Source organism: Methylobacterium sp. A49B (assembly GCF_053346215.1).
This window is the reverse complement of record NZ_JBKFBO010000084.1, coordinates 72954-95039: the sequence shown is the minus strand read 5'-3', so window position 1 is coordinate 95039 and position 22086 is coordinate 72954. Positions and strand designations below refer to the sequence as shown.

Below are 22086 nucleotides of genomic sequence, written 5' to 3'. Positions count from 1 at the left end.
GGAACCGCCCCATCAACCCTGCCGACCGGGATTGCAGGATCGATTACACGCAAAAACCGGAACAGTCAGGGCAGCAATTTATATCCGCCACCCTCGGTGACGAGGATCGCCGCGGTGGCGGGGTTCGGCTCGATCTTCTGGCGCAGCCGGTAGATATGCGTCTCCAGCGTGTGGGTGGTGACGTGGGCGTTGTAGCCCCAGACCTCGGCGAGCAGGGTGTCGCGGTTCACCACGGCGCGCCCCGCCCGGTAGAGGAAGCGCAGGATCGCGGTCTCCTTCTCGGTGAGCTTCAGCTTCGAGCCGCGCTCGCCGACCAGCAGCTTGGCGCCGGGCCGGAACGTGTAGGGGCCGATCTGGAACACCGCGTCCTCGGAGGCCTCGTGGCTGCGCAGGTGCGCGCGGATCCGGGCCAGCAGGATACCGAACTTGAACGGCTTGGTGACGTAGTCGTTGGCGCCGGCCTCCAGGCCCTCGACATGGTCGGCCTCGGAATCCTGCGCGGTCAGCATGATCACCGGGCCGCGGAAGCCGCCGGCCCGCATCCGGCGCACGGCCTCGCGCCCGTCGAGGTCGGGCAGGCCGACATCCATCACGGCGAGGTCGATGCGCTCCGAAGCGACCCGCCGGATCGCGTCCGCGGCGTTCGCTTCCGTGAACACCGAGAATTCCTCGCAGAGATCCAGCTGCTCGGTGAGGGTGTCGCGCAGGATCGCGTCGTCGTCGCAGATCAGCAAGCGGTAGGCGTTCGACATCGTCCGGGTCCCAGAGCAAGCTGCGGGAAGGGGAGGGCCGCCTTCCGGTCGCAGCGTGCGATGACTAAATCTCGGCAGGATCGCGCGCGGCGACTCTGCCGAGGCTTTTGTTTCCGCATCATTGTTCAGGCCGGACGCTGAACGCGCGGCGAACGAGGCGGCGGCGGACTGGACGGGACCGGGATCCGGAGGCGTCGATCCCACCGCCCAGGCGGTGGATGGGTTCGCTCCCTGATCCCGACTCGGCGGTCCGGTTTCCGGCTAAGGATAGGGCAACGTTTGTGGCTGGAAATTGCCTTGTGCGCAATTGTTCACCGGTTTTGCTACGCGCTTCCGATTCTGAGAAGCGCCATCCGGCCTCGGCGGCCCGGTGAGGACGAATAGCGGAGGGGCTGGGCGTGCGTCGACGGCAGAGTGAGCATCCCGGACCGATCCGTCAGACGCTGGGCGAGATCCGCGTGCGGGCGCTGGTCGGAGACCGGCGACGCGGGCAACTCCTGGTCGGCACGGCTGTGATTCCCTGCGCCCTCGGGGCCGGCGGCATCGTCGGCGACAAGCGCGAGGGCGACGGCGGCTCGCCGCGGGGACGCTTCCGCCTGCGGGGCGGCGCCTACCGGCCTGACCATCTCGGGATCCGTCCGCGCACGGCGCTGCCGCTCCGGGCGACCCGTCCCGATGACGGCTGGTGTGACGACCGGCGCCACCGCCGCTACAACCAACCGATCCGCCTGCCGGCTCCGGGGGTGAGCGCCGAGGCGATGTGGCGGGGCGACGGGCTGTACGACGTGGTGATCGACCTCGACTACAACCGCGCCCCGATCCGGAGGGGGCGGGGCTCGGCGATCTTCCTGCATGTCGCCCGGGACGGCTACCGCCCGACGGAGGGCTGCGTCGCCCTGGCCCGGGCCGACCTGCTGCGGCTGCTCCGCCGGCTCGGGCCGCGGACGCATCTGCGGATCGGGTGAGGCTCACGCCTTCCGGGTCCGCGCCCCGAAGATCGCCGTCCCGACCCGGACATGGGTGGCGCCGAGCTGGATCGCGGCCGGAAAATCCGCGCTCATGCCCATGGAGAGGATCGGCAGATTGTGCGCCTTCGCGAGCCGGGCCAGCAGGGCGAAGTGGGCGGAGGGCGGATCCTCGGCCGGGGGGATGCACATCAGCCCCTGGATCGCCAGGCCGTGGGTCTCGCGGCACTCGGACAGCAGGGTGTCGAGCTGGTCGGGCAGAACCCCGCCCTTCTGCGGCTCCGCGCCGGTGTTGACCTGGATTAGCAGCTTCGGGGTCCGGCCGGACCGGTCGATCTCCTTGGCCAGCGCCGCGGCGAGCGACAGGCGGTCCAGGGAGTGGATCACGTCGAACAGCGCCACCGCCTCCCGCGCCTTGTTGGATTGCAGCGGGCCGACGAGGTGCAGCTCCACATCCGGATAGCGGGCCCGCAGGTCCGGCCACTTCGCGGTGGATTCCTGGACGTAGTTCTCGCCGAAGACCCGCTGTCCGGCCTTGAGCGCCGGCAGGATGCCGTCGGCCGGCACGGTCTTGGAGACCGCGACGAGCTGCACCGAGGCGGGGTCGCGCTCGGAATCCTCGGCCGCCCGGGCGATGGCGGCCCGCACCTCGGCGAGGCCGGCGGCGACGTCGGCCTGCCCAACCGGGGGCTTCTCAGTCCTGTGACCCATCCCGTCGGTCGGGAGGGCGTTCGTGTCGGTGGTCGCATCGTCCATGGCGTGCCTGTCCTGTCGCTGCCGGGCGCCGGATTGCGCGACGGTCATCCCGTCCAACCGCCTCATCCTGCGGTGCCGGAGCGGCGCGGAGGCCTCGGAGGAGCCCTCCGGACACCACTGCGATCCCTGGAGCCCTCCTTCGAGGCGGCTTCGCCGCACCTCAGGATGAGGGGGGTGGATGGGATGACCCCGCGGTTGAGTCCGCGTCGTGTACCGTTCCTGCCGACCTATGCGCTCGCGCGCCCCGCGCAAGTCCGAATCGCGCCCGCCGTTGACCGGCTCCGGCGCAGATATGCTATCGCGGCGCGACCGTGCCGCGGCCGTTCCCCGAACGCCGTCGAGCCTCTGACCTCATCGGATCCATGACCAGCACCGTCCCCCAGCCCGTCGAGCGCTACAACGCCAAGGATGCCGAGCCGCGCTGGCAGGAAGCCTGGGCCGAGCAGCGCCTGTTCGAGACCGACAATTCCGATTCGCGCCCGAAATACTACGTGCTGGAGATGTTCCCCTACCCGTCGGGGCGCATCCACATGGGCCATGTCCGCAACTACGCGATGGGCGACGTGGTCGCCCGCTACAAGCGCGCCCGCGGCTTCAACGTGCTGCACCCGATGGGCTGGGACGCGTTCGGCCTGCCGGCCGAGAACGCCGCCATGGAGCGCAAGGTCAACCCACGGGACTGGACCTACGCCAACATCGCGTCGATGCGCGACCAGCTGAAGGCCATGGGCCTGTCGCTCGACTGGAGCCGGGAGATCGCGACCTGCGACCCCGACTACTACAAGCACCAGCAGCGCATGTTCCTGGATTTCCTGGAGAAGGGCCTGGTCACCCGCCGTACCGCCAAGGTGAACTGGGACCCGGTGGACCACACGGTGCTGGCCAACGAGCAGGTGATCGACGGGCGCGGCTGGCGCTCGGGCGCGCTCGTGGAACAGCGCGAGCTGACTCAGTGGTTCTTCAAGATCACCGACTTTGCCGAGGATCTGCTGACCGCCCTCGACGGTCTGGACCGCTGGCCGGACAAGGTCCGGCTGATGCAGAAGAACTGGATCGGCCGCTCGGAGGGTCTGGAGGTCCGGTTCGCCCTGGCGCGGCCGGTGGCCGGCGCCGGTGATTCGGTCACCGTCTACACGACCCGGCCCGACACGCTGTACGGCGCCAAGTTCCTGGCGATCGCGGCCGACCATCCCCTGGCGGCCGCTCTGGCCGTGGGCAGGCCGGACCTGCAGACCTTCATCGAGGAGTGCCGCCGCACCGGCACCGCCCAGGCCGCGATCGACACCGCCGAGAAGCACGGTTTCGACACCGGCCTGACCGTCCGCCACCCCCTGGACCCGTCCTGGGAGCTGCCGGTCTACGTGGCGAACTTCGTGCTGATGGAATACGGCACCGGCGCGGTGTTCGGCTGCCCGGCCCACGACCAGCGCGACCTCGATTTCGCGAACAAGTACGGTCTGGGCAACACGCCCGTCGTCTGCCCCGAGGGCCGGGACCCGGCGGCCTTCGTCGTCACCGACACCGCCTATGTCGAGGACGGGCGGATGATCAACTCGCGCTTCCTCGACGGGATGAGCACGGCGGAGGCCTTCGAGGCCGTGGCCCGGCGGCTGGAAGGCGAGGGGATCGCGACCCGCAAGGTGCAGTTCCGCCTGCGCGACTGGGGCGTCTCGCGCCAGCGCTACTGGGGCTGCCCGATCCCGATCATCCACTGCGAGTCCTGCGGCCCGGTCCCCGTGCCGGTGGCGGAGCTGCCGGTGCGGCTGCCGGAGGAGGTCTCCTTCGAGCAGCCCGGCAACCCGCTGGAGCGCGACGCCGCGTGGCGGAACGTGCCCTGCCCGCATTGCGGCGCGCCGGCCCGGCGCGAGACCGACACGATGGACACGTTCGTCGATTCGTCCTGGTACTACGCCCGCTTCACCGCGCCCTGGCTGGCGGACGCCCCCACCGACCGGGCGGTGGTCGACCGCTGGCTGGCGGTGGACCAATATATCGGCGGCATCGAGCACGCGATCCTGCACCTGCTCTACGCGCGGTTCTTCATGCGCGCCATGTGCGAGACCGGCTGGGCCGGCACGCCTGAGCCCTTCGCGGGCCTGTTCACGCAGGGCATGGTCGTCCACGAGACCTACAAGGACGCCGCCGGCGCCTGGGTGCCCCCGGCCGAGGTCCGGATCACCGCCGAGGAGGGCGAGCGCCGCGCGTTTCACGTGAAAACTCAGGCGCCGGTCGCCATCGGCCCGATCGAGAAGATGTCGAAGTCGAAGAAGAACGTGGTCGACCCCGACGACATCATCGCGAGCTACGGGGCCGACACGGCACGCTGGTTCATGCTGTCCGACTCGCCGCCCGAGCGCGACGTGATCTGGACCGAGGAGGGCGTGCAGGGCGCAGCCCGCTTCGTCCAGAAGGTCTGGCGGCTGGTGAACGCTGCCGGGCAGGCGACCGGCGACGGCGCCGCGGACCTCGCCCTGCGCAAGGCCGCCCACCGGGCGCTGGCCTCCGTGCAGGACGATATCGAGCGCCTGCGCTTCAACCGCTGCGTGGCCCATATCTACACCCTGGCCAACGCCCTGGAGGAGGGCCTGCGCGGCCCGGTCTCGCCGGCGGCGGCCCAGGAGGCGGCCGGGATCCTGGTGCAGCTCATCGCGCCGATGATGCCGCATCTGGCGGAAGAGTGCTGGGCCGTGCTGGGGCGCCCGGGCCTCGTCGCCCAGGCCCCCTGGCCGGAGGCGGAGGCCGGCCTCCTCGTCGAGGACGAGATCACCCTGCCGGTCCAGATCAACGGCAAGAAGCGCGCGGACGTCACCGTGAAGCGGGACGCCGACGCCCAGGCCGTGGAGGCCGCCACCCTGGCGCTGGAGGCGGTGCAGACGATCCTGGAGGGGCGGGCGCCCCGCAAGGTGATCGTGGTGCCGGGGCGGATCGTGAACCTGGTGGTGTGAAGCGTCCGGGTCGATTCGGAGAGCCGTTTTAGAGAGCGACCCGCCAACCGGCAGACCCATCCGGGCGCAGGGCTCCGAATTCGGGCCAACGAGATCTGGCTCCCGCGCGCAGGAACAACATCGTCATTCCGGGACTGTGGAGCAGGGCCCGGAATCCGGATCCACAACGTGCACGGCACGGCGGGCGATTCGGGATCGCCCGCCTGCGGCGTGCTCCTCCGGGGCCGGGCTCGCCTGCGGCCTCGGTTTGATCACTCGGACACGGCCTCAGGCCCGCCGCGCCTGATCGACCGGCGCAACGGCCTCTCCCTTGGCACCCCGCCTGCGCCGCCGGGCCAGCATGTTGAGCCCCTCGACGCCGGCCGAGAACGCCATGGCGGTGTAGATGTAGCCCTTCGGCACGTGCGCGCCGAACCCTTCGGCGATCAGCGTCATGCCGATCATGATCAGGAAGCCCAGGGCCAGCATCACCACCGTGGGGTTGCGGGCGATGAAGGCCGAGAGCGGCTCGGCCGCCACCAGCATCACGATCACGGCGACCACCACCGCCACCATCATCACCGGCACGTGCTCGGTCATGCCGACCGCCGTGATGATCGAGTCGATGGAGAAGACGAGATCGAGAAGCAGGATCTGGCCGATCGCCGCGCCGAAACCGAGGCTGCCGCCGCCCTCCTTCGCGTCGGGGTCGGGATCGACCGTGTGGTGGATCTCCTTGGTGGCCTTCCACAGCAGGAACAGGCCGCCGCCGATCAGGATCATGTCGCGCCAGGAGAAGTCCTGGCCGAGGATCGAGAAGACCGGCTCGGTCAGGTGCACGATGAACGCCACCGTGCCGAGCAGGCCCAGCCGCAGGATCAGCGCCAGCCCGATTCCGATGCGCCGTGCCCGGGTCTGCTGACCCGCCGGCAGCTTGTTGGTCAGGATCGAGATGAAGATCAGGTTGTCGACGCCGAGCACCACCTCCATCACCACCAGGGTGGCGAGGGCGGCCCAGACGGCGGGCTGGCTGGCGAGTTGGAGCAGGTCGGTCACAGGCGGGGCGCCTCGCTGGTCGGAAACAGGCGGCTGCCGAAGGAGCTGCCGAGGGAAGCGAGGTCGAACGGGGCGGGCCCGCGCACCGGCTCCGGGGCGAAGACCTGCAGGATCTTCGGGATCACCTTGAAGTGGGCCGGCGTGTGCGTGGTCAGCTCGCCGTCGGTGTTCACCGGCCGGGGCTTGCGGGTCGAGAGCCGGATCTCCTGGGCGTGGAAGGCCCGCACGTCGGCGGCGCGGCCGTGCGTGCCCCGCCGCAGCGCGGGGAGCAGCGCGAGCAGCCGCCACCAGTGGTTGATCTCCAGGCTGTAGAAATCGAGCTTGCCGTCATCCACCGCGGCGCTCTCGGCCACCGTCATGCCGCCGCCGTAGTGGCGGCCGTTGCCGACCGAGACCTGGATGGTGGTGACCTTCTCCACCGTGCCGTCGTGCTCGATCGTCACCGTGAAGGGCCGGACCCGGCGCAGGACCCGGACGGCCGCGACGGCGTAGCCGAGCACGCCGAACGTCTTCTTCGATTCGGCGGTGAGCTCGCCCGCGAGTTCCGCCGAGAACCCGACGCTCGCCACGTTGAAGAAATAATGGCCGTTGACCCAGCCGAGATCCACGGGCCGCGCCTGCGCAGTCGGGATGAAGCGTGCCGCCGCCAGGGGATCCGGCGGCAGGCTCAGCGAGCGGGCGAGGTCGTTGGCCGTGCCGAGCGGCAGGATGGCCAGCGGCAGGCCGCTCTCGACCAGCGCGGGCGCGGCGTGGTTCATGGTACCGTCGCCGCCCCCGAGGATCACGAGGTCGACCTTGCCGGCCCCGGCGCGGATCACGTCGCGGCACTCGGCGTCCGGCGGCGGCTCGACCGGCTCGATGCCGCCCTCCCGGAGGATGCGGCGCACCTCCTCCAGGTCGAGCCCGCCGTTGCGGGCCTTGGCGTTGCAGATGAGCAGCGCCCGGCGCTGGACGGTGCTCATCGCGGGATCCCGGCCTGCGGGCCGGCCGGCGTCTCGGTCTCAGGTCGGACCACGGAATCCTCGATGCGCGGCGGCGCGGTGCGGAAGGGATGAGAACCTGGGAACAGCCTCAGGCCCGGCAAGGCCAAGGCTGTCCCCGACTTGGTACCCAAACGCACGAACGCAACCCCATCATCCCCGCAATCCAGGGCTGGTCGCGGCCGAATCATCCGGCAGGATGGTGGACGCGCCCGAGCCGTCCATGAAGCGCCTCGGACAGGCGGGCGCGTTCCGCCATCAGACGTCAGACCCGGCCGCCAGGAAGGCACCGATGCCCGCCACCGTTTCCCACCGCCCCAAAGTCCTCGCGCCCCGAGTCCTGGCGCCCCAAGTCCTGGCGCCCCAAGTCCTGGCGCCCCGAGTCCTCGCGCCCAAAGCCTTCGCGCCCAAAGCCCTCGCGCTCGGCCTGCTGCTTCCGCTGGCTCTGGCGGGGGCGGCCTCGGCCCAGCAGCAGACGGGGGCGCCGCAGACGGCCTGGGTGGATCCACCGCAGCGCGCGTCCGTGGCGGCGCCCGCGCAGGATTCGGCCGGCCGACAGGGCTCTCAGACGGTGGCGAAGGACCGGGACGACGGGAACCGCGATCCTGCGCCCGTCCGGCAGGCCGCCGGGACGGCATCCCGCGCGCAGCCGAAGGCCGCCGCGACCCGGGTTCGCGCTCCGGATCGGGCCGCCCCGGAGCGGCCGCCGGCCCGGGAGGCACTCCGCCGCCACGCCCACGCGGCGCACCGCCTCGCCGCGGTGCCGACCGCTCCGACGAGGCCGATGGCACCGGCCGTCTCCGGCGAGCGTGCCGCCGCGGCGCGGACCCTGACCGCCGACTATCTCGCCACCGTCTCGGGCCCGGTCGACACGATGGTCGGGGCCGCGAACCGGTTGTACGCGACGCGCGTCCGCTTCTACGGCCGGCCGGTCACGACGGCGGGCCTCGCCGCCGAGAAGCGCAGCTTCGTCCAGCGCTGGCCCGAGCGTCGCTACGAGCCGCGGGCGATGAGCACCGCCTGCGACGCCGAGACCTGCACGATCCGCACGCTCGTGGCGTTCCGCACCGCCAACCCCGGTCGCGGCGCGGTCTCCAGCGGCGAGGCCGAGCTGATCCTGGAGGTGGGTTTCGCGGGCACCCGGCCCTACATCATCGGGGAGAGCGGGCGCGTCCTGCGCCGGAGCCTCCAGGCCGGCACCCTGGCTCCCTCGCCCGGCAAGGCGTAAGAGCCTCCGGGTGGGGGCCCGGGCCGTGGCGCGCCCGGTTGCGCCGCGGCGCGGACGAGGGATACGTCCCGGCGATCGGGCGTTGAGCGAGGCGCTCCCGCGCAGGCCCTGCGCCGCGCGGGTCGGGCCGGGATCGGGTGTATGACGTCTTCAACGGTGGTGGCGAAACAGGATGAGGAGCCGGCGCGTCCGGCCCTCGACGATCCCGGCCGCGCCGCCCTGCGCGCGGCGATCCGGGCCGAGATCGTCCGCGCCCGTCCCCGCCCGGTGGCCGTCCGGACCCTCGAACTCCTGGCGGAAGCCGCCACGGCCCCGGAGGCGGCCGGGACCGGGATCCGCGTGCTCGACCGACACGGGGCCGTGCGCAGGCGCGGCGAAACCGCCGAGCCGATGACCCTCGCGGATCTGATCGCGGAGCTGCAGGAATGGCATCCCGCCCTGTTCCTGCCGCCCGAGCCGGAGCCGGAGCCTGTCCCGCAGGCCGAGGAACAGCGGGATTCGGCCCTCCTGAGCAGCGCCTACGAGGTGAAGGCAGCCACCGCGCGCTTCGTCGGGACGCAGTCCGAGCGTGCGCGCTCCCTGGCGGAGCGCTCCTCGGTGCAGGGCCGGGCGCTGGCGCAGACCGCCGCCGGCCGGTTCGCGACCCTGCGGACCACCCTGCGCGGCCGGTTCGCGCGGCCGGTCGAAGCCGTCGGCGATCCCGGCGCCGGCCCGGCCGTCGACGAGGCCGGCGCTTCGCGGCGGCCGGATCCGGTCGCGGCCTGGAACAGCGGTCCCGGCCGGTTCGGCGAGGCCGTGCGCGACCGCCTGGAGGCGGTGCGCGATCGCCTCGGCTTCGGCGGTGGCCTCGGCGACGAGGGCGCCAACCGCCAGCGCCGCTGGCTCACGGGTGCCAGCGTGGCGGCCCTGGTGGCGGTGATCGCCGCGGGCCTCGTCCTGGAGGGTCGCCCGCCCGAGGCCGCGCGCCCGGCCGCCACCGCGCGGACCCCGGACCAGACGGCGTCCCCCGGCAGCGCAACTCCCAGCGGCGCGGCCCCGGCCGCACCGCCCGCCGCGACGCCGTCCGCCCCCGATACCGTCACGCCGCCGCCCGAGACCGGCGGCGAACCCGAGCCCGACCCGACGCCGCCCGCCCCGAACTCCGTGACGGGTCCGGTCCAGGTGGTCGACACCGCCACCCTCAAGGTCGGCGGGAAGGTCGTGCGTCTGTTCGGCGTCGAATGGGTGCGGGGCGGTCAGGCGGAGGAACTCGCCCGCTACATCGGCGGCCGGCCGGTGACCTGCCAGCCCGCCCCCGGCAGCCAGACCATGAACTGCCTCGTGGACGGCCGTGACCTCTCCGAGGTGGTGCTGTTCAACGGCGGCGGGCGCGCCTCGCCGGAGGCCAGCCCGGAACTGGTCGCCGCCGAGGACCATGCCCGGAGCGAGCGGCTCGGCGTCTGGAAGCGCTGACCGGGCTTCGGCCGGAAGGAAACGGCATGCCGGGTCAGGTCTTCGGTCATACAGCGGACGGACAGGCGGTCGCGCGCCACGTCCTGAGCCGGGGGAGCGTGCGCGTCGCCGTCATCGATTTCGGGGCTGCCGTCACGGCGATCGAGGTTCCCGACCGGGCCGGTCGCAGCGCCAACGTGGTCCTCGGCCTCGACACCCTGGAGGGCTACGAGACCGTGAGCCCGAGCTTCGGCGCGGTGGTCGGCCGCTACGCCAACCGGATCGGGGGCGGGCGCTTCAGCCTCGATGGGCACACCTACCGGCTGCCGGTGAACGAGGGCCCCAACACCCTGCATGGCGGGCCGCGGAACTTCGGCCGGCGGCTGTGGCGGGTGGAGCGATCCGACGCGACGAGCCTCGTGCTCGCCCGGCTCTCGCCGGACGGCGAGGAGGGCTTCCCGGGCAATCTGGAGGTGCGCGTGCGCTACAGCCTGCCCGGGGAGGGCGTGCTGCGCCTCGACTACGCCGCCACGACCGACCGGCCGACAATCCTGAACCTCACCAACCACAGCTACTTCAATCTCGCCGGGGAGGGCGCCGGCAGCGTGCTGGGCCATGAGGTTCGGCTCGACGCCGACGCCTTCACCCCGACGGACGCCACGCAGGTCCCCACGGGCGAGATCCGGCCGGTCGACGGCACGCCGTTCGACTTCCGCACGCCGCGCCGGCTGGAGGCGCACATCCGGGACGGCGATCCGCAGCTCGCCATCGCCAAGGGCTACGACCACACCTTCGTGCTGCGCGGGCCGGCCGGCACGCTGCGGCCGGCGGCCACCTGCATCGATCCCGGCAGCGGGCGGCGCCTCGACGTCTGGACCACGCAACCGGCGCTGCAGCTCTACACCGGCAACAACCTCGACGGCACGCTGATCGGACCCTCCGGACGGATCTACCGATCCGGCGACGGCGTCTGCTTCGAGACGCAGGGTTTTCCCGACGCGCCGAACCGGCCGACCTTCCCGTCCGCGGTGCTCCGGCCCGGCGAGACCTTCGCGGCGACCACGGAGTTCCGGTTCTCGGTGGCGTGAGCCCGTCCCCGCTCGAACGGTCCGGCCGCACTATCCGGCTGGCTGCGCCGCTCCGGGTCGCCGCGCCGGTCACGCCCAGGAGGGCGGACGGGATTGCGCGCGGCGCGGCCGCGACGCCGGATCAGGGCCCGGCGGCCGGCCAGCCCAGGCGCGGATGCCCAGGCCGGTGTCCCGACGGGCAGGTCGCTGTGTCCGGAGCCGGCTACACGATCCTGAACAGGATCCTGCATGGTTGTCTCCGCGTCGATCATGCGCACGCGCATCAGAGGAGCGCGAGACGTGGGGCGGATCGGACGCCGAAACGCGCCCGCGAGCGACAGCAGCGCGGCGTCCCAGGCTGTCCGGTGGGGCGCGTGGCCCGGCCCGGCCCGCGCGATCGCAAGGCCGAGCCAGGCAAAGCCCGATAGGCTAGCAGGCCGGCCAGGACCCGGGGTAGCGCCGGCATCGGGCAGGGCGCCGCCAAAGGCCGCGCACGGCAGGGGGAATGCCATCGGCTCAGGTGGGAGTGGCCCGGGCTTGGGAAGCCCGGGCGGCCGATCGGTCGGCCGATCAGGCAGCCTTGGCCTGGACGGATTTGCTTCCGGCAACCTCGGCTTCGGCGATCCGCGTCGGCGCATTGTCCTGCCCGGACGTGGCCGGGACGCCGCCGATGGCGATGCGCCGGGGTTTCAGGGCTTCCGGCACCGCGCGCTTCAGCGCGACGGTGAGCAGGCCGTTCTCCAGGCTTGCGCCGACGACCTTCACGTGTTCGGCGAGGTTGAAGGTCTGGCGGAAGGTGCGCGCCGCGATGCCGCGGTGGAGGTAGTGCCGCTCCCCCTCCGGCGCCGCCTTCTGGCCCGAGACCAGCAGCGTGGTGTCCTGCTGGATGAGCTCGATCTCATCGGGCGTGAAGCCGGCCACCGCCATGGTGATGCGGTACTGGTCCTCGGCGACCTTCTCGATGTTGTAGGGCGGCCAGGCCGCGGTGGTCTCGACGCGCTCAGCCTGATTGAGCAGCTCGAACAGCCGGTCGAACCCGATCGACGACCGGAATAGGGGCGAAACGTCGTAAGTCCTCATAACCACATCCTCCGACGAGCAACGTGACTACAAGCGACGCCGGACACCGTGTCCGGCGCCCAAGGCGAGCCCGGTTTCGGGCCTCGCACGCGCGAAACGTCGCGGGTTGGGCGTGGGTTCCCGGGCTGAGGCGAAATTTTTCGGGGCTCGACGCGGGGGATGGGGGCGGCGCAGCCGGATCTGCGGATCTCCCTCCCGTAGAAGCGTGCGGCCTCACATATCGGGCTCGGCATCGTCGCCCGATGGGGCGCACCCGACATCCCGCGCCCTCTCACCCCGCGGAGGGGAGGGCGGGGCCCGTGTCGGCTCCGATCAGGCGATGCCGGCGCGCAGCAGGTCGTGGACGTGGACGATGCCCACCGGCCGCCCGTCCGCAACCGCGAAGACCGCCGTGATCAGCCGGCGGTTCATCAGTTCCAGGGCCGCCTGGGCGAGCTTGTGCGGCTCGACGGTGATCGGGTCGCGGGTCATGACCGCCGAGACCGGCGTGTCGAGGAGCGCCGGGCCCATGTGGCGGCGCAGGTCGCCGTCCGTGACGATGCCCACGAGTCGGCCGGCCGCGTCGGTGACGCCGACGCAGCCGTAGCGCCGCGCCGCGATCTCGATCAGCACCTCGGACATCAGCGCGGTCTCGCTGACCAGCGGCATGTCCTGGGGGCCGTGCATCACCTGCTGCACGGTCTTCAGGCGGGCCGCCAGGGTCCCGCCGGGATGCAGGGTGTGGAACCGGGCCGAGGTGAAGCCCCGCCGCTCCAGCAACGCCACCGCGAGCGCGTCGCCGAGCGCCAGCTGGATCAGGCTGGAGGAGGTCGGCGCGAGGTCGTGCGGGCAGGATTCCCGCACCCGCGGCAGTTCCAAGAGCACGTCGGCGGCGCGGCCCAGCGTGCTCTCGCCGTTGCGGGTGATGGCGACCAGCGGGATCGAGAACCGGCGGCTGAAGCCCACGAGGTCGGACAGCTCGGCGGTCTCCCCCGACCAGGAGAGCGCGATGATCACGTCGTCCCGGGCGATCATCCCGAGGTCGCCGTGGCTCGCCTCGGTGGGGTGGACGAAGAACGCGTGGGTGCCGGTGGAGGCCAGCGTCGCGGCGATCTTGCGCCCGACATGCCCGCTCTTGCCGATGCCGCTGACGATCACCCGGCCCTTGCTCTGCAGGATCGTCTGCACCGCCTCCTCGAAGGCGGCGCCGAGCCGGCCCTGGAACGCCGCGCTCGCCTCCTGCAGGGCGGCGATGCCGAGCTGCAGGCTTCGGATCCCGAGATCCCGGGTGGTGGCGAGGTGCGCCGACGGCACCGCGAAGCTGTCGTCGCGGCGGTCGTCGCGCAGGGCGCTGGAGGCGGGAGCGTTCATCGGTTCCGTTCTGAACCCGGCGGCCGGGCCGGCGATGCGAAGCGTGAGCGCCGACGCTAGGCAGCCGTCGTGGTTGAAATGTGACGCGGGGACGACGCAGGGCCGCAGGCTTGCCGACCCCGCTCCGGTTGAAGCCGCGCCCGCTCGGGTCCATGCTGGTGCCACGCCACACGTAACCGAGGGCACCAGCCCCATGTCGATCCGCTTCCCCGAACCCGATGCCGCCATCCTCGCCCGGCGCGAGGCGATCCTGGCCGGCCTCGCGCCCCTGGTGGCGCCCGAGGCCCTGGTGGTGAGCGAGGACGAGCGCCGGGCCTTCGAGACCGACGGGCTCACCGCCTACCGGCAGATGCCGCTCGCCGTGGTGCTGCCCTCGACCACCGAGGAAGTCGCGGCCGTCATGGCCTATTGCCACGCCAACGGCGTGCGGGTCGTGCCCCGGGGTGCCGGCACCTCGCTCGCGGGCGGCGCCATCGCGCAGGCCGACGCGATCATCCTGGGCGTCGGCAAGATGACGAAGGTCCTCGACATGGACTTCGCCAACCGCACCGCCCGGGTGCAGAGCGGCATCACCAACCTGGCGATCTCGGGAGCGGTCTCCCACGAGGGCTTCTTCTACGCCCCCGACCCGTCGAGCCAGCTCGCCTGCACCATCGCGGGCAACATCGCGATGAATTCCGGCGGCGCGCACTGCCTGAAATACGGCGTGACCACCAACAACCTGCTCGGCGTCACCCTGGTGCTCAACGACGGCACCGTGGTGGAGATCGGCGGTCAGCACCTCGACAGCGGCGGCTACGACCTGCTCGGCCTCGTCTGCGGCTCGGAGGGGCAGCTCGGCATCGTCACCGAGGCGACCGTGCGGATCCTGCGCGCGGCCGAAGGGGCGCGGCCGGTGCTGGTCGGCTTCTCGAAGGTCGAGGATGCGGGCGACTGCGTGGCGGCGATCATCGCGGCCGGCATCATCCCGGTGGCGATCGAGTACATGGACCGCGAGGCGATCCTGATCACCGAGGATTTCGCCCAGGCCGGCTACCCGCGCGACGCCGAGGCGATGCTGATCATCGAGGTCGAGGGCTCGGACACCGAGTGCGACGCCATGCTGGCGCGGATCGAGCGGATCGCGGAAGGATTCCGCCCGACCAGCGTGCGGGTCTCGCGCTCGGAAGCCGAGTCCGCCGCGATCTGGAAGGGCCGCAAGTCGGCCTTCGGCGCCACCGGCCGGATCTCCGACTACATCTGCATGGACGGCACGATCCCCACCGGCCAGCTCGGGCCGGTGCTCGAGCGGATCGGCGCCATCTGCGCCGAGAAGGGCCTGCGGGTCGCCAACGTGTTCCACGCCGGCGACGGCAACCTGCACCCGCTGATCCTGTTCGACATCAACCGGCCCGGCGAGTTGCAGAAGGCCGAGGAAGCGGGCGACGAGATCCTGAAGCTCTGCGTCGAGGTCGGCGGCTGTCTCACCGGCGAGCACGGCGTCGGCATCGAGAAGCGCGAATTGATGCGCTTCCAGTACGATCAGGTCGATCTCGAGCAGCAGATGCGGGTCAAGGCGGTGTTCGATCCGGACTGGATGCTGAACCCCGCCAAGGTCTTCCCGCTGGAGGGACGGATCGCGGCCTGATCCAGGCCGCCCGTCCGGGGCCGCTCAGGCGGCCTCGACCTTGCGGCTGGACCCGCGGCCCTTGGCCGAGGCGGACCCGCCCTTGCGGCGGCTCTCCGCGGGGGCGGGGGCTGCCTCCACCGCTTCGGCCTCCTCCTTGCCACCCTGCTGGGCGCGGCCGGGCTGACCGAGGCCGAGGCTCTTGGCCAGGGCCGAGCGCTGCGCCGAGTAGTTCGCCGAGGTCGTCGGGTAGTCGCTCGGCAGCCCGTAGCGCTCGCGGTAGCCCTGCGGATCCAGGCCATGCTTGGTCAGGTGGCGCTTCAGGGTCTTGTACGACTTGCCGTCGATGAAGCTGATCAGACCGTCGGGGCGGATCGACTTGCGGACCTGGGCCGGTGTCGGGCGCTCCACGCTCTCGTCGACGACCGCGGCCGGACCGGACCCGATCGAATGCAGCGCCTCGTGGATGCTCGCGATCAGCAGCGGCAGTTCGGCCGAGGGCAGCGAGTTGTTGGAAACGTAGGCCGCGACGACGTCTACGGTCTGTTCGATGTAATCCATCTGGGATGTCGGCGCAGCGTCAGACATTCTCTCTTTCCTTGGCAACGAAGCCTGATGAGGTCCCCTCTTTTCGCGAGTTAAGACACCGCCTGGAAAATGCAAGGTGATCCATACAATTCCCTGTGCCCAGCCAAAAGTCTAAGTATGCATCATGGGCCTTGGCTTACAGGGCAAGGTTGCATTCACGGCACAATAAGGGCTCTTCCAAAGCGATTTGTCCCGGTCAAATCTGTGAATGCTCGGCGGATCCGCCGGCCGGGTTTTCGTTGACGGCAGAGACCTTTACCCGCGAGCAGAGCCGGCCTTCTAGACGGTCTTGCGGCACCGTTTTTCGGTCCTGTTGAAAAAGCGGCACAATCTTCGCGCAAAAGTCCGCGATGAACGCGTCGCATGCGTCATTCGGTTCGGCCCCGCGGACCGGCGGTCGGGCGCGGGGACGTCCGGGCGACGGTGGTCAGGCGAAGGTCTTGCGCGGGTCGAACGCGTCGCGCACCGCCTCGCCGGCGAAGACCAGCAGGCTCAGCATCACGGCGATGACCAGGAAGCCGGTCAGCCCGAGCCAGGGCGCGGTCAGGTTGTCCTTGCCCTGGGCGAGCAGTTCGCCGAGGGACGGCGAGCCCGGCGGCAGGCCGAAGCCCAGGAAGTCCAGCGAGGTCAGCGTGGTGATCGAGCCGTTCAGGATGAACGGCAGGAAGGTCAGCGTCGCCACCATGGCGTTCGGCAGCAGGTGCACCGCCATGATGCGGATGTTCGACAGGCCGAGCGCCCGGGCGGCCCTGACATACTCGAAGTTGCGCGCCCGCAGGAATTCGGCGCGCACGACGCTCACCAGCGCCACCCAGGAGAACAGCAGCATGATCCCGAGCAGCACGAAGAAGCCCGGGGCGATGAAGGCCGAGATGATGATGATCAGGTAGAGTGTCGGGATGCCGCCCCAGACCTCGATGAAGCGCTGGAAGGCGAGATCGACCCAGCCGCCGAAATAGCCCTGCACGGCCCCCGCGATCACGCCGATGACCGACGAGACCGCGGCCAGGATCAGGCCGAACAGCACCGAGATGCGGAAGCCGTAGATCACCCGCGCCAGCACGTCCCGGGTGGTGTTGTCGGTGCCGAGCCAGTGCCAGGGGATGTCGGCGCAGGTCGCGCCGCCGAGCTTTTCCGCCACGGGCCGGCACTGCGCGTCCGACAGCATCCAGGTCGGCGGGGAGGGGGAGGGGGTCGGCAGGTCCTCGTTGATCGTGTCGTAGGAGAACCGGATCGGCGGCCAGAGGGCCCATCCGTTCTCGGCGATCTCCTTCCGGATCTCGGGGGAGCGGTAATCGGTCACCGCGAGGAAGCCGCCGAACTTCTCCTCCGGATAGTCCACCAGCACGGGGACCAGCCACTCGCCCTTGTAGGACAGGAGGATCGGGCGGTCGTTGGCGATGAACTCGGCGAACAGGCTGAGGACGAACAACCCGGCGAAGATCAGGAACGACCAGAAGCCGAGGCGGTTGCGGCGGAAATTGTCGAGCCGGCGCCGGTTGAGCGGCGACAGCCCGCGGCGTCCCGCCGGGGTCAGGGGCGGGGGCGCCCCCTCGTCCGGGCGCAGCACGAGCGGCTGGGCACCGGGCATCGGCGCCGGCACGACCTCGCTCTCGCCGGAGCGGGCGACCTCGTTCATCGCTGGGGGCTCCCAAGTCGGTCCGCGCGGTTGTCCGTTCCTCGGCGAGCGCCGGTGGCCGCAGGTCTGCGCGTAAGGCTGACGCTGGTGACGGATCGCGCCGCGCCCCCTCTCCCGAGCGGGCTACGATGTTCACACGTCGCAGGCCGCTGGGCTCTCTCCTCCCCCTTGCGGGGAGGAGTTGGAGGTGGGGGTGGTTCAGGATCGAGCGCCGCGGTGCCTTCTGCACCACCCCCACCCCCTGACCCCTCCCCGCAAGGGGGAGGGGAAAGCGCCCTTTTTTCAAAGCGTTGGCGCCAGACCGAGACGTGTGAATCCGGTAGCCCGTGCGGGAGAGGGTTGGGGTGAGCGACCAGACGTTTCCGGAGCGGGCACGCCATCGCGGCGCGTTCAGGCAGCGCCTGATCCTGACACGTCCCACCCCTCACCCTGTCCCTCTCCCGCACGGGAGAGGGGATCTGCGCTCGATCCTGACGCCGCGTCGGTACACACGCCGTGCGAACCGTCTGCCCACCGAGGAGAACGTGGCGCGGAGCCGCGCCCACCCGTTCACCCGGCGGGGTGTGAAGGCTTGTCTCGCGATGAAGGCCAGACCCGTTCAGCCCTCGAGCCGGGTCGCGGTGCCGTCGATTTCGGCGGGGCGCAGGCCGCCGCTGCGCTCCATCCAGCGGCGCAGCAGGCGGACGTTGCGGCGGTTGGCCTTGAAGGCGGCGTCGAACAGGTCGCCCGCCACCGGCACCGCGCCGATCAGCCCGTCGAAGGCCACGTTCAGCCCCATCCGGGCCAGCAGCCAGCGCGGCGCCCCGAGGCGCTTGGCCTCGTAGACGATGAAGGACGAGATCACCATGCCGGCCACGTCGCCGATCACCGGCACGAGGCCGATCACCGCGTCGAGACCGACCCGGCGGTTGATGCCCGGGATGATGAAGGCCGTGTCCATCAGGTGGGCCAGCGTCTCCAGCCGGGCGAGGCTCGCCTCGCGGCCGAGATCCGCCGACAGGAAGGGTGGCCGATGGGCCGCGCGGGCGTCGCCCGGGAAGGTCTCGGCGAAGGTCTCGGCACGGGAGAAACGCCCGGCCCGGGCAGCCTGGGTGAAGTCCATGATCGGGGTCCGTCGGAAAGCCATCGCTCCCAACGATGTGGCCCCCCGATCGGATCCCCGCAAGGACGGCGCCCGCCGCGCTCATGCCGGCCTCCCGGGAAGCCCGCCCATGCGGTCGAGCGCCGCATCCAGGGTGGCGTCGGCCTTGGCGAAGCAGAGCCGGACGAGGTTGCGCACCGCGGCGTCCGGATAGAAGGCGCTCACGGGGATCGCCGCGACGCCGTGCCGGGTGACGAGCGCCTCGCAGAACGCCGCGTCGTCGGCGTAGCCGAGACCCGCGATGTCGATGTTGAGGAACCACGTCGCCTGGGCCGGCAGCACCGCGAAGCCGAGGTCGCGCAGGCCCCCGGCCAGCCGGTCGCGGGACCGCGCGTAGCCCGCCCGCATCGCCTCGAACCACGGGGCCGGCTTGCCCAGCCCGTAGGCCACGGCCTCCTGAAGGTTCGGGGGCGTGGTGAAGGTCAGGAACTGGTGCGCCTTGGCGAGGCCGCGCATCAGCCGGGCATCGGCCATCACGAAGCCGACCTTCCAGCCGGTGAGCGAGAAGATCTTGCCCGCCGAGCCGATCTTCACCGTCCGCTCGCGCATCCCGGGCCGCGCCATCAGCGGCTGGTGACGGGCGCCGTCGAAGACCACGTGCTCCCAGACCTCGTCGCAGAGGGCGGTCACGTCGAAACGCCGGCAGTAGCGGGCGAGCAGGTCGAGGTCGTCCGGCGCCATCAGGGTGGCGCTCGGGTTGAGGGGATTGTTCAGCACCACGACCCGGGTGCGGTCCCCGAACGCCTCCGCCAGCGCGTCCTCGTCCAGGCGGAAAGCCGGCGGCTTCAGGGCCACGACCCGCGGCACGCCCCCCGCCCGGCGGACCAGCGGCAGGTAGGCGTCATACATGGGGGCGAACAGCACGACCTCGTCGCCGGGCTTGATCAGCGCCAGGAGCGCGCCGGCCAGCGCCTCGGTGGCGCCGGACGTCACCATCACCTCGGTCTCGGGATCGACGCTGAGCCCCTGATGCAGGGCGTAGTGGGCGGCGACCGCCTCCCGCAGGGCCGGCAGCCCCATCATCGGCGGATACTGGTTCCAGCCGTCGCGCAGAGCCCGGGCGCCGCGCTCGCGCACGTCCTCCGGGCCGGGATCGTCCGGGAAACCCTGGCCGAGATTGATCGCGCCGTGGACCCGCGCCAGCCGCGACATGGTCTCGAACACCGTCGTGGGCAGGGCATCGAAGACGGGGTTCATGCGGTGCGGCGGGCGGCGCCGGGCCTGGAGGGCTGCGGCAGGACGGATCTCGGAATGGCAGATCCCGATAGGACAGATCGCGACATGGCCGGCCTGTAGCACGGGCGCGCCGCGGAGCGGAATGTGTGCCTCCGCACAGACCTCCTTTCGGCAGCGCAGCGACCGGCTGACGAATGTTGACATTCATCACTCGTATCGTAGGTTAATGACACGGCTGGAGCGGCGTTCTCGCCGACGGGGCTTCGCCCCCTCGCCCCGTCAGCGGGGTGCCGCTCCGGTCCTCTCGAAGGGCCATCGGCTTGCGGGCCGGTGGCCCTTTCGTCATGTCCGGGGCGGGCTGCCCCGATCACCGGGCCGCCGCCCCGGATGCGACGATGCGGACGATGCCACGCGAACTCCCCGTCTGCCTGCTCCTGGCCCTGCTGATCGGCGGCCTCGGCGTGGGTCTGCGGCGCGCCGTGGCGGTCACGCCGGTGGACGACGCGTTCCGCGCCGTGCTGCGGGCCTACGCGGCGCCGGACCCGGCCGGCGGACCTCAGCAACACGAGTGAAACGTCGCCGCCCTAGTGACGGCGCATTGGGCAGGCACCGATGCGCCGTGTCCAGTGACGGACCCGTTCGGTGACAGCGCAGAGCGAACATGTCGCCGCGGTAAGGAGCCGTTCGGGAGCCGGACAGCTTTATGGGCTTATGCTCCCGCGTGCGGGATCGGAATCGTCGGCCCGGGAGGGACGGCGGCGCCGACGCGGGTTTCCGGGGCGCAGCAGGGTGCGGCGCCGCGGCGATCGGACCGGGGGCTTGGACAGCGAGGGATAGGGTGCCGACGGTCGCGCAGGTGACCGTCCTGTGCTCTAGTCAGGCATGAACGAGAGTTCACCGATCCGGACCGACACGGCCCGCGCCTACCAGCCGGGCGAGGCGCCGGTGCGCGACGTCCGGCGGCGGCGGTTCCGGCCGATCCGCTGGCTGGTCATCCTCGTGCTGCTCGCGGGCGCCGGGGCGATCGGCCACCGCTGGTACGAGGCGCGCACCGACAAGGGCGCGGAGCCCGCCACCGCCCACCGGACCGGCGGCCGCGGCGGCCGGCACGGCGGCGCCGACATGCCGCAGGCGGTGGGCATCGCGTCGGTCACGACCGGCGACATGCCGGTGGTGCTGCAGGGCCTCGGCACGGTGACGCCGCTCGCCACCGTGACGGTGAAGTCGCAGATCAGCGGCTATCTCACGCAGGTGCAGTTCCGCGAGGGCCAGATGGTCAAGGCGGGCGACGAGCTGGCCCGGATCGATTCCCGGCCCTACGAGGCCCTGCTCGCCCAGTACCAGGGCCAGCTCGCCCGCGACCAGGCGCTGCTGCAGAACTCGAAGCTCGACCTCCAGCGCTACCAGACGCTGAACCGGCAGGACTCGATCTCGAAGCAGAACGTCGACACGCAAGGAGCGCTGGTGAAGCAGAACGAGGGCACGGTCGCGGCCGACCAGGCGCTCGTGGACCAGCAGAAGCTCAACATCGCCTACACGCACATCGTCTCGCCCGTGGACGGGCGGGTCGGCCTGCGTCAGGTCGACCAGGGCAACTACATCTCGGCCGCCTCCACGGCGATCGTGGTGGTGACCCAGCTCCATCCGATCTCGGTGGTGTTCACCCTGCCGGAGGACGACGTCGCGCGGGTGATGCGGCAGGTCCGGGCGGGCACGAAGCTGACGGTGCGGGCCTACGACCGCGGCGACGCCCACGAGATCGCCACCGGCCGTCTCGACACGGTCGACAACCAGATCGACACGACCACCGGTACGGTGAAGCTGCGCGCCCTGTTCGACAATGCCGACGAGGAGCTGTTCCCGAACCAGTTCGTCAACGCCAAGCTCACCGTCGACACGGTGCGGGGCGCGACGCTGGTGCCGAATTCCAGCCTGCTCCAGGGCACGCCCGGCACCTACGTCTACCTGATGGACGGGGACAGCAAGGTCACGGTCCGGCCGATCAAGACCGGCGAGACCGACGGGACCCACACGGTGGTGGTCTCCGGGCTGAACCCCGGCGACCGGGTCGTCACGGACGGCACCGACCGGCTGAAGGACGGCGCACCGGTGCGGATCACCGAGGGCGCGCAGGCGGATGCCGGCAAGGCCGCTGAGGCGAAGCCGGACGGCAAGGGCGAGGTGCAGCCCGGCGCGGCAGATTCCCAAGGGGCAGCGGAGGGCGGTCGTCGGCACCGGCGCCGTCAGGCGCAGTGAGAACCGGACTCGCGCTCCCCTCCCCCTCCCCCCTCTGCGGGGGAGGGTGGCCCCTGCGTCAGCAGGGGTCGGGAGAGGGGAGCGACATCTC

Annotated in this window: 18 protein-coding genes; 8 read left to right on the top strand and 10 right to left on the bottom strand. The window is 71.4% G+C overall.

Going from position 1 to position 22086, the window contains the following annotated elements; genetic code table 11:
* Positions 1–65: 65 nt before the first annotated feature.
* Positions 66–752, bottom strand: a complete 687-nt coding sequence (locus ACLBX9_RS11440) for a response regulator transcription factor (protein ID WP_010685170.1) — start codon at positions 750–752, stop codon at positions 66–68.
* 398 nt (positions 753–1150) lie between these two features.
* Between ACLBX9_RS11440 and ACLBX9_RS11435 the strand changes: the two genes are divergently transcribed.
* The gene (locus tag ACLBX9_RS11435) at positions 1151–1717 is read left to right on the top strand and encodes a L,D-transpeptidase family protein (protein ID WP_447719003.1); all 567 of its coding nucleotides are present in this window, start codon (positions 1151–1153) and stop codon (positions 1715–1717) included.
* Between the two features lie 3 nt (positions 1718–1720).
* Here ACLBX9_RS11435 and ACLBX9_RS11430 read toward each other — a convergent pair whose 3' ends face one another.
* On the bottom strand, positions 1721–2428 hold the full coding sequence (locus ACLBX9_RS11430) for a YggS family pyridoxal phosphate-dependent enzyme (protein ID WP_447719034.1): 708 nt from the start codon (positions 2426–2428) through the stop codon (positions 1721–1723).
* A 407-nt stretch (positions 2429–2835) separates the two neighbouring features.
* On the opposite strand from ACLBX9_RS11430, the gene leuS reads away from it, so the two are divergent.
* Positions 2836–5418 (top strand): leucine--tRNA ligase, encoded by a 2583-nt coding sequence (gene leuS, locus ACLBX9_RS11425; protein ID WP_447719002.1) that lies wholly within the window; start codon positions 2836–2838, stop codon positions 5416–5418.
* Positions 5419–5685: 267 nt separating this feature from the next.
* On the opposite strand, the gene ACLBX9_RS11420 is transcribed toward leuS, so the two are convergent.
* On the bottom strand, positions 5686–6453 hold the full coding sequence (locus ACLBX9_RS11420; RefSeq protein WP_010685174.1) for a TerC family protein: 768 nt from the start codon (positions 6451–6453) through the stop codon (positions 5686–5688).
* Positions 6450–7415 (bottom strand): lipid kinase, encoded by a 966-nt coding sequence (locus ACLBX9_RS11415; protein ID WP_010685175.1) that lies wholly within the window; start codon positions 7413–7415, stop codon positions 6450–6452. The genes ACLBX9_RS11420 and ACLBX9_RS11415 overlap by 4 nt, the downstream gene beginning before the upstream one ends.
* Before the next feature lie 310 nt (positions 7416–7725).
* On the opposite strand from ACLBX9_RS11415, the gene ACLBX9_RS11410 reads away from it, so the two are divergent.
* From ACLBX9_RS11410 to ACLBX9_RS11400, 3 genes are all read left to right on the top strand, one after another.
* The gene (locus ACLBX9_RS11410) at positions 7726–8661 is read left to right on the top strand and encodes a hypothetical protein (RefSeq protein WP_010685176.1); all 936 of its coding nucleotides are present in this window, start codon (positions 7726–7728) and stop codon (positions 8659–8661) included.
* A gap of 141 nt (positions 8662–8802) precedes the next feature.
* A complete protein-coding gene (locus ACLBX9_RS11405) occupies positions 8803–10113 on the top strand; it encodes a thermonuclease family protein (protein WP_447719001.1) in 1311 nt (436 codons plus the stop codon).
* A 26-nt stretch (positions 10114–10139) separates the two neighbouring features.
* Positions 10140–11180 carry an aldose epimerase family protein gene (locus tag ACLBX9_RS11400; RefSeq protein ID WP_447719000.1) on the top strand — a complete coding sequence of 347 codons (1041 nt, stop codon included), beginning with the start codon at positions 10140–10142 and terminating at the stop codon, positions 11178–11180.
* Positions 11181–11729: 549 nt separating this feature from the next.
* Here ACLBX9_RS11400 and ACLBX9_RS11395 read toward each other — a convergent pair.
* Together ACLBX9_RS11395 and ACLBX9_RS11390 are read right to left on the bottom strand one after the other, a co-directional pair.
* Positions 11730–12239, bottom strand: a complete 510-nt coding sequence (locus tag ACLBX9_RS11395; RefSeq protein ID WP_447718999.1) for an Hsp20 family protein — start codon at positions 12237–12239, stop codon at positions 11730–11732.
* A gap of 312 nt (positions 12240–12551) precedes the next feature.
* Entirely contained in the window at positions 12552–13589 is a 1038-nt protein-coding gene (locus tag ACLBX9_RS11390) for a KpsF/GutQ family sugar-phosphate isomerase (protein WP_039893859.1), read from the bottom strand.
* Positions 13590–13782: 193 nt separating this feature from the next.
* Between ACLBX9_RS11390 and ACLBX9_RS11385 the strand changes: the two genes are divergently transcribed.
* Entirely contained in the window at positions 13783–15216 is a 1434-nt protein-coding gene (locus tag ACLBX9_RS11385; RefSeq protein ID WP_010685181.1) for an FAD-linked oxidase C-terminal domain-containing protein, read from the top strand.
* Positions 15217–15240: 24 nt separating this feature from the next.
* Here ACLBX9_RS11385 and ACLBX9_RS11380 read toward each other — a convergent pair whose 3' ends face one another.
* From ACLBX9_RS11380 to ACLBX9_RS11365, 4 genes are all read right to left on the bottom strand, one after another.
* Complete coding sequence (locus ACLBX9_RS11380) at positions 15241–15783, bottom strand: MucR family transcriptional regulator (protein WP_010685182.1); 543 nt, start codon at positions 15781–15783, stop codon at positions 15241–15243.
* Positions 15784–16210: 427 nt separating this feature from the next.
* Positions 16211–17422, bottom strand: coding sequence for an ABC transporter permease (locus tag ACLBX9_RS11375; RefSeq protein ID WP_447718998.1), 1212 nt, complete (start codon positions 17420–17422; stop codon positions 16211–16213).
* A 598-nt stretch (positions 17423–18020) separates the two neighbouring features.
* Entirely contained in the window at positions 18021–18524 is a 504-nt protein-coding gene (locus ACLBX9_RS11370; RefSeq protein ID WP_010685184.1) for a DUF4112 domain-containing protein, read from the bottom strand.
* Positions 18525–18605: 81 nt separating this feature from the next.
* Positions 18606–19760, bottom strand: a complete 1155-nt coding sequence (locus tag ACLBX9_RS11365; protein ID WP_447718997.1) for an aminotransferase — start codon at positions 19758–19760, stop codon at positions 18606–18608.
* A 383-nt stretch (positions 19761–20143) separates the two neighbouring features.
* Here ACLBX9_RS11365 and ACLBX9_RS11360 point away from each other — a divergent pair, with 383 nt between their 5' ends.
* Together ACLBX9_RS11360 and ACLBX9_RS11355 are read left to right on the top strand one after the other, a co-directional pair.
* Complete coding sequence (locus ACLBX9_RS11360; RefSeq protein WP_191991988.1) at positions 20144–20311, top strand: hypothetical protein; 168 nt, start codon at positions 20144–20146, stop codon at positions 20309–20311.
* A 310-nt stretch (positions 20312–20621) separates the two neighbouring features.
* On the top strand, positions 20622–21995 hold the full coding sequence (locus tag ACLBX9_RS11355) for an MdtA/MuxA family multidrug efflux RND transporter periplasmic adaptor subunit (RefSeq protein ID WP_010685187.1): 1374 nt from the start codon (positions 20622–20624) through the stop codon (positions 21993–21995).
* The last annotated feature ends 91 nt before the right edge of the window (positions 21996–22086 follow it).

Excerpts from the sequence above, each read along its gene's own strand:
- ACLBX9_RS11440 (WP_010685170.1), bottom strand. The coding sequence starts at position 752 with ATGTCGAACGCCTACCGCTTGCTGATCTGCGACGACGACGCGATCCTG.
- ACLBX9_RS11430 (WP_447719034.1), bottom strand. The coding sequence starts at position 2,428 with ATGGGTCACAGGACTGAGAAGCCCCCGGTTGGGCAGGCCGACGTCGCC.
- leuS (WP_447719002.1), top strand. The coding sequence starts at position 2,836 with ATGACCAGCACCGTCCCCCAGCCCGTCGAGCGCTACAACGCCAAGGAT.
- ACLBX9_RS11415 (WP_010685175.1), bottom strand. The coding sequence starts at position 7,415 with ATGAGCACCGTCCAGCGCCGGGCGCTGCTCATCTGCAACGCCAAGGCC.
- ACLBX9_RS11410 (WP_010685176.1), top strand. The coding sequence starts at position 7,726 with ATGCCCGCCACCGTTTCCCACCGCCCCAAAGTCCTCGCGCCCCGAGTC.
- ACLBX9_RS11405 (WP_447719001.1), top strand. The coding sequence starts at position 8,803 with ATGACGTCTTCAACGGTGGTGGCGAAACAGGATGAGGAGCCGGCGCGT.
- ACLBX9_RS11400 (WP_447719000.1), top strand. The coding sequence starts at position 10,140 with ATGCCGGGTCAGGTCTTCGGTCATACAGCGGACGGACAGGCGGTCGCG.
- ACLBX9_RS11395 (WP_447718999.1), bottom strand. The coding sequence starts at position 12,239 with ATGAGGACTTACGACGTTTCGCCCCTATTCCGGTCGTCGATCGGGTTC.
- ACLBX9_RS11390 (WP_039893859.1), bottom strand. The coding sequence starts at position 13,589 with ATGAACGCTCCCGCCTCCAGCGCCCTGCGCGACGACCGCCGCGACGAC.
- ACLBX9_RS11385 (WP_010685181.1), top strand. The coding sequence starts at position 13,783 with ATGTCGATCCGCTTCCCCGAACCCGATGCCGCCATCCTCGCCCGGCGC.
- ACLBX9_RS11380 (WP_010685182.1), bottom strand. The coding sequence starts at position 15,783 with ATGTCTGACGCTGCGCCGACATCCCAGATGGATTACATCGAACAGACC.
- ACLBX9_RS11375 (WP_447718998.1), bottom strand. The coding sequence starts at position 17,422 with ATGAACGAGGTCGCCCGCTCCGGCGAGAGCGAGGTCGTGCCGGCGCCG.
- ACLBX9_RS11370 (WP_010685184.1), bottom strand. The coding sequence starts at position 18,524 with ATGGACTTCACCCAGGCTGCCCGGGCCGGGCGTTTCTCCCGTGCCGAG.
- ACLBX9_RS11365 (WP_447718997.1), bottom strand. The coding sequence starts at position 19,760 with ATGAACCCCGTCTTCGATGCCCTGCCCACGACGGTGTTCGAGACCATG.
- ACLBX9_RS11360 (WP_191991988.1), top strand. The coding sequence starts at position 20,144 with ATGCCACGCGAACTCCCCGTCTGCCTGCTCCTGGCCCTGCTGATCGGC.
- ACLBX9_RS11355 (WP_010685187.1), top strand. The coding sequence starts at position 20,622 with ATGAACGAGAGTTCACCGATCCGGACCGACACGGCCCGCGCCTACCAG.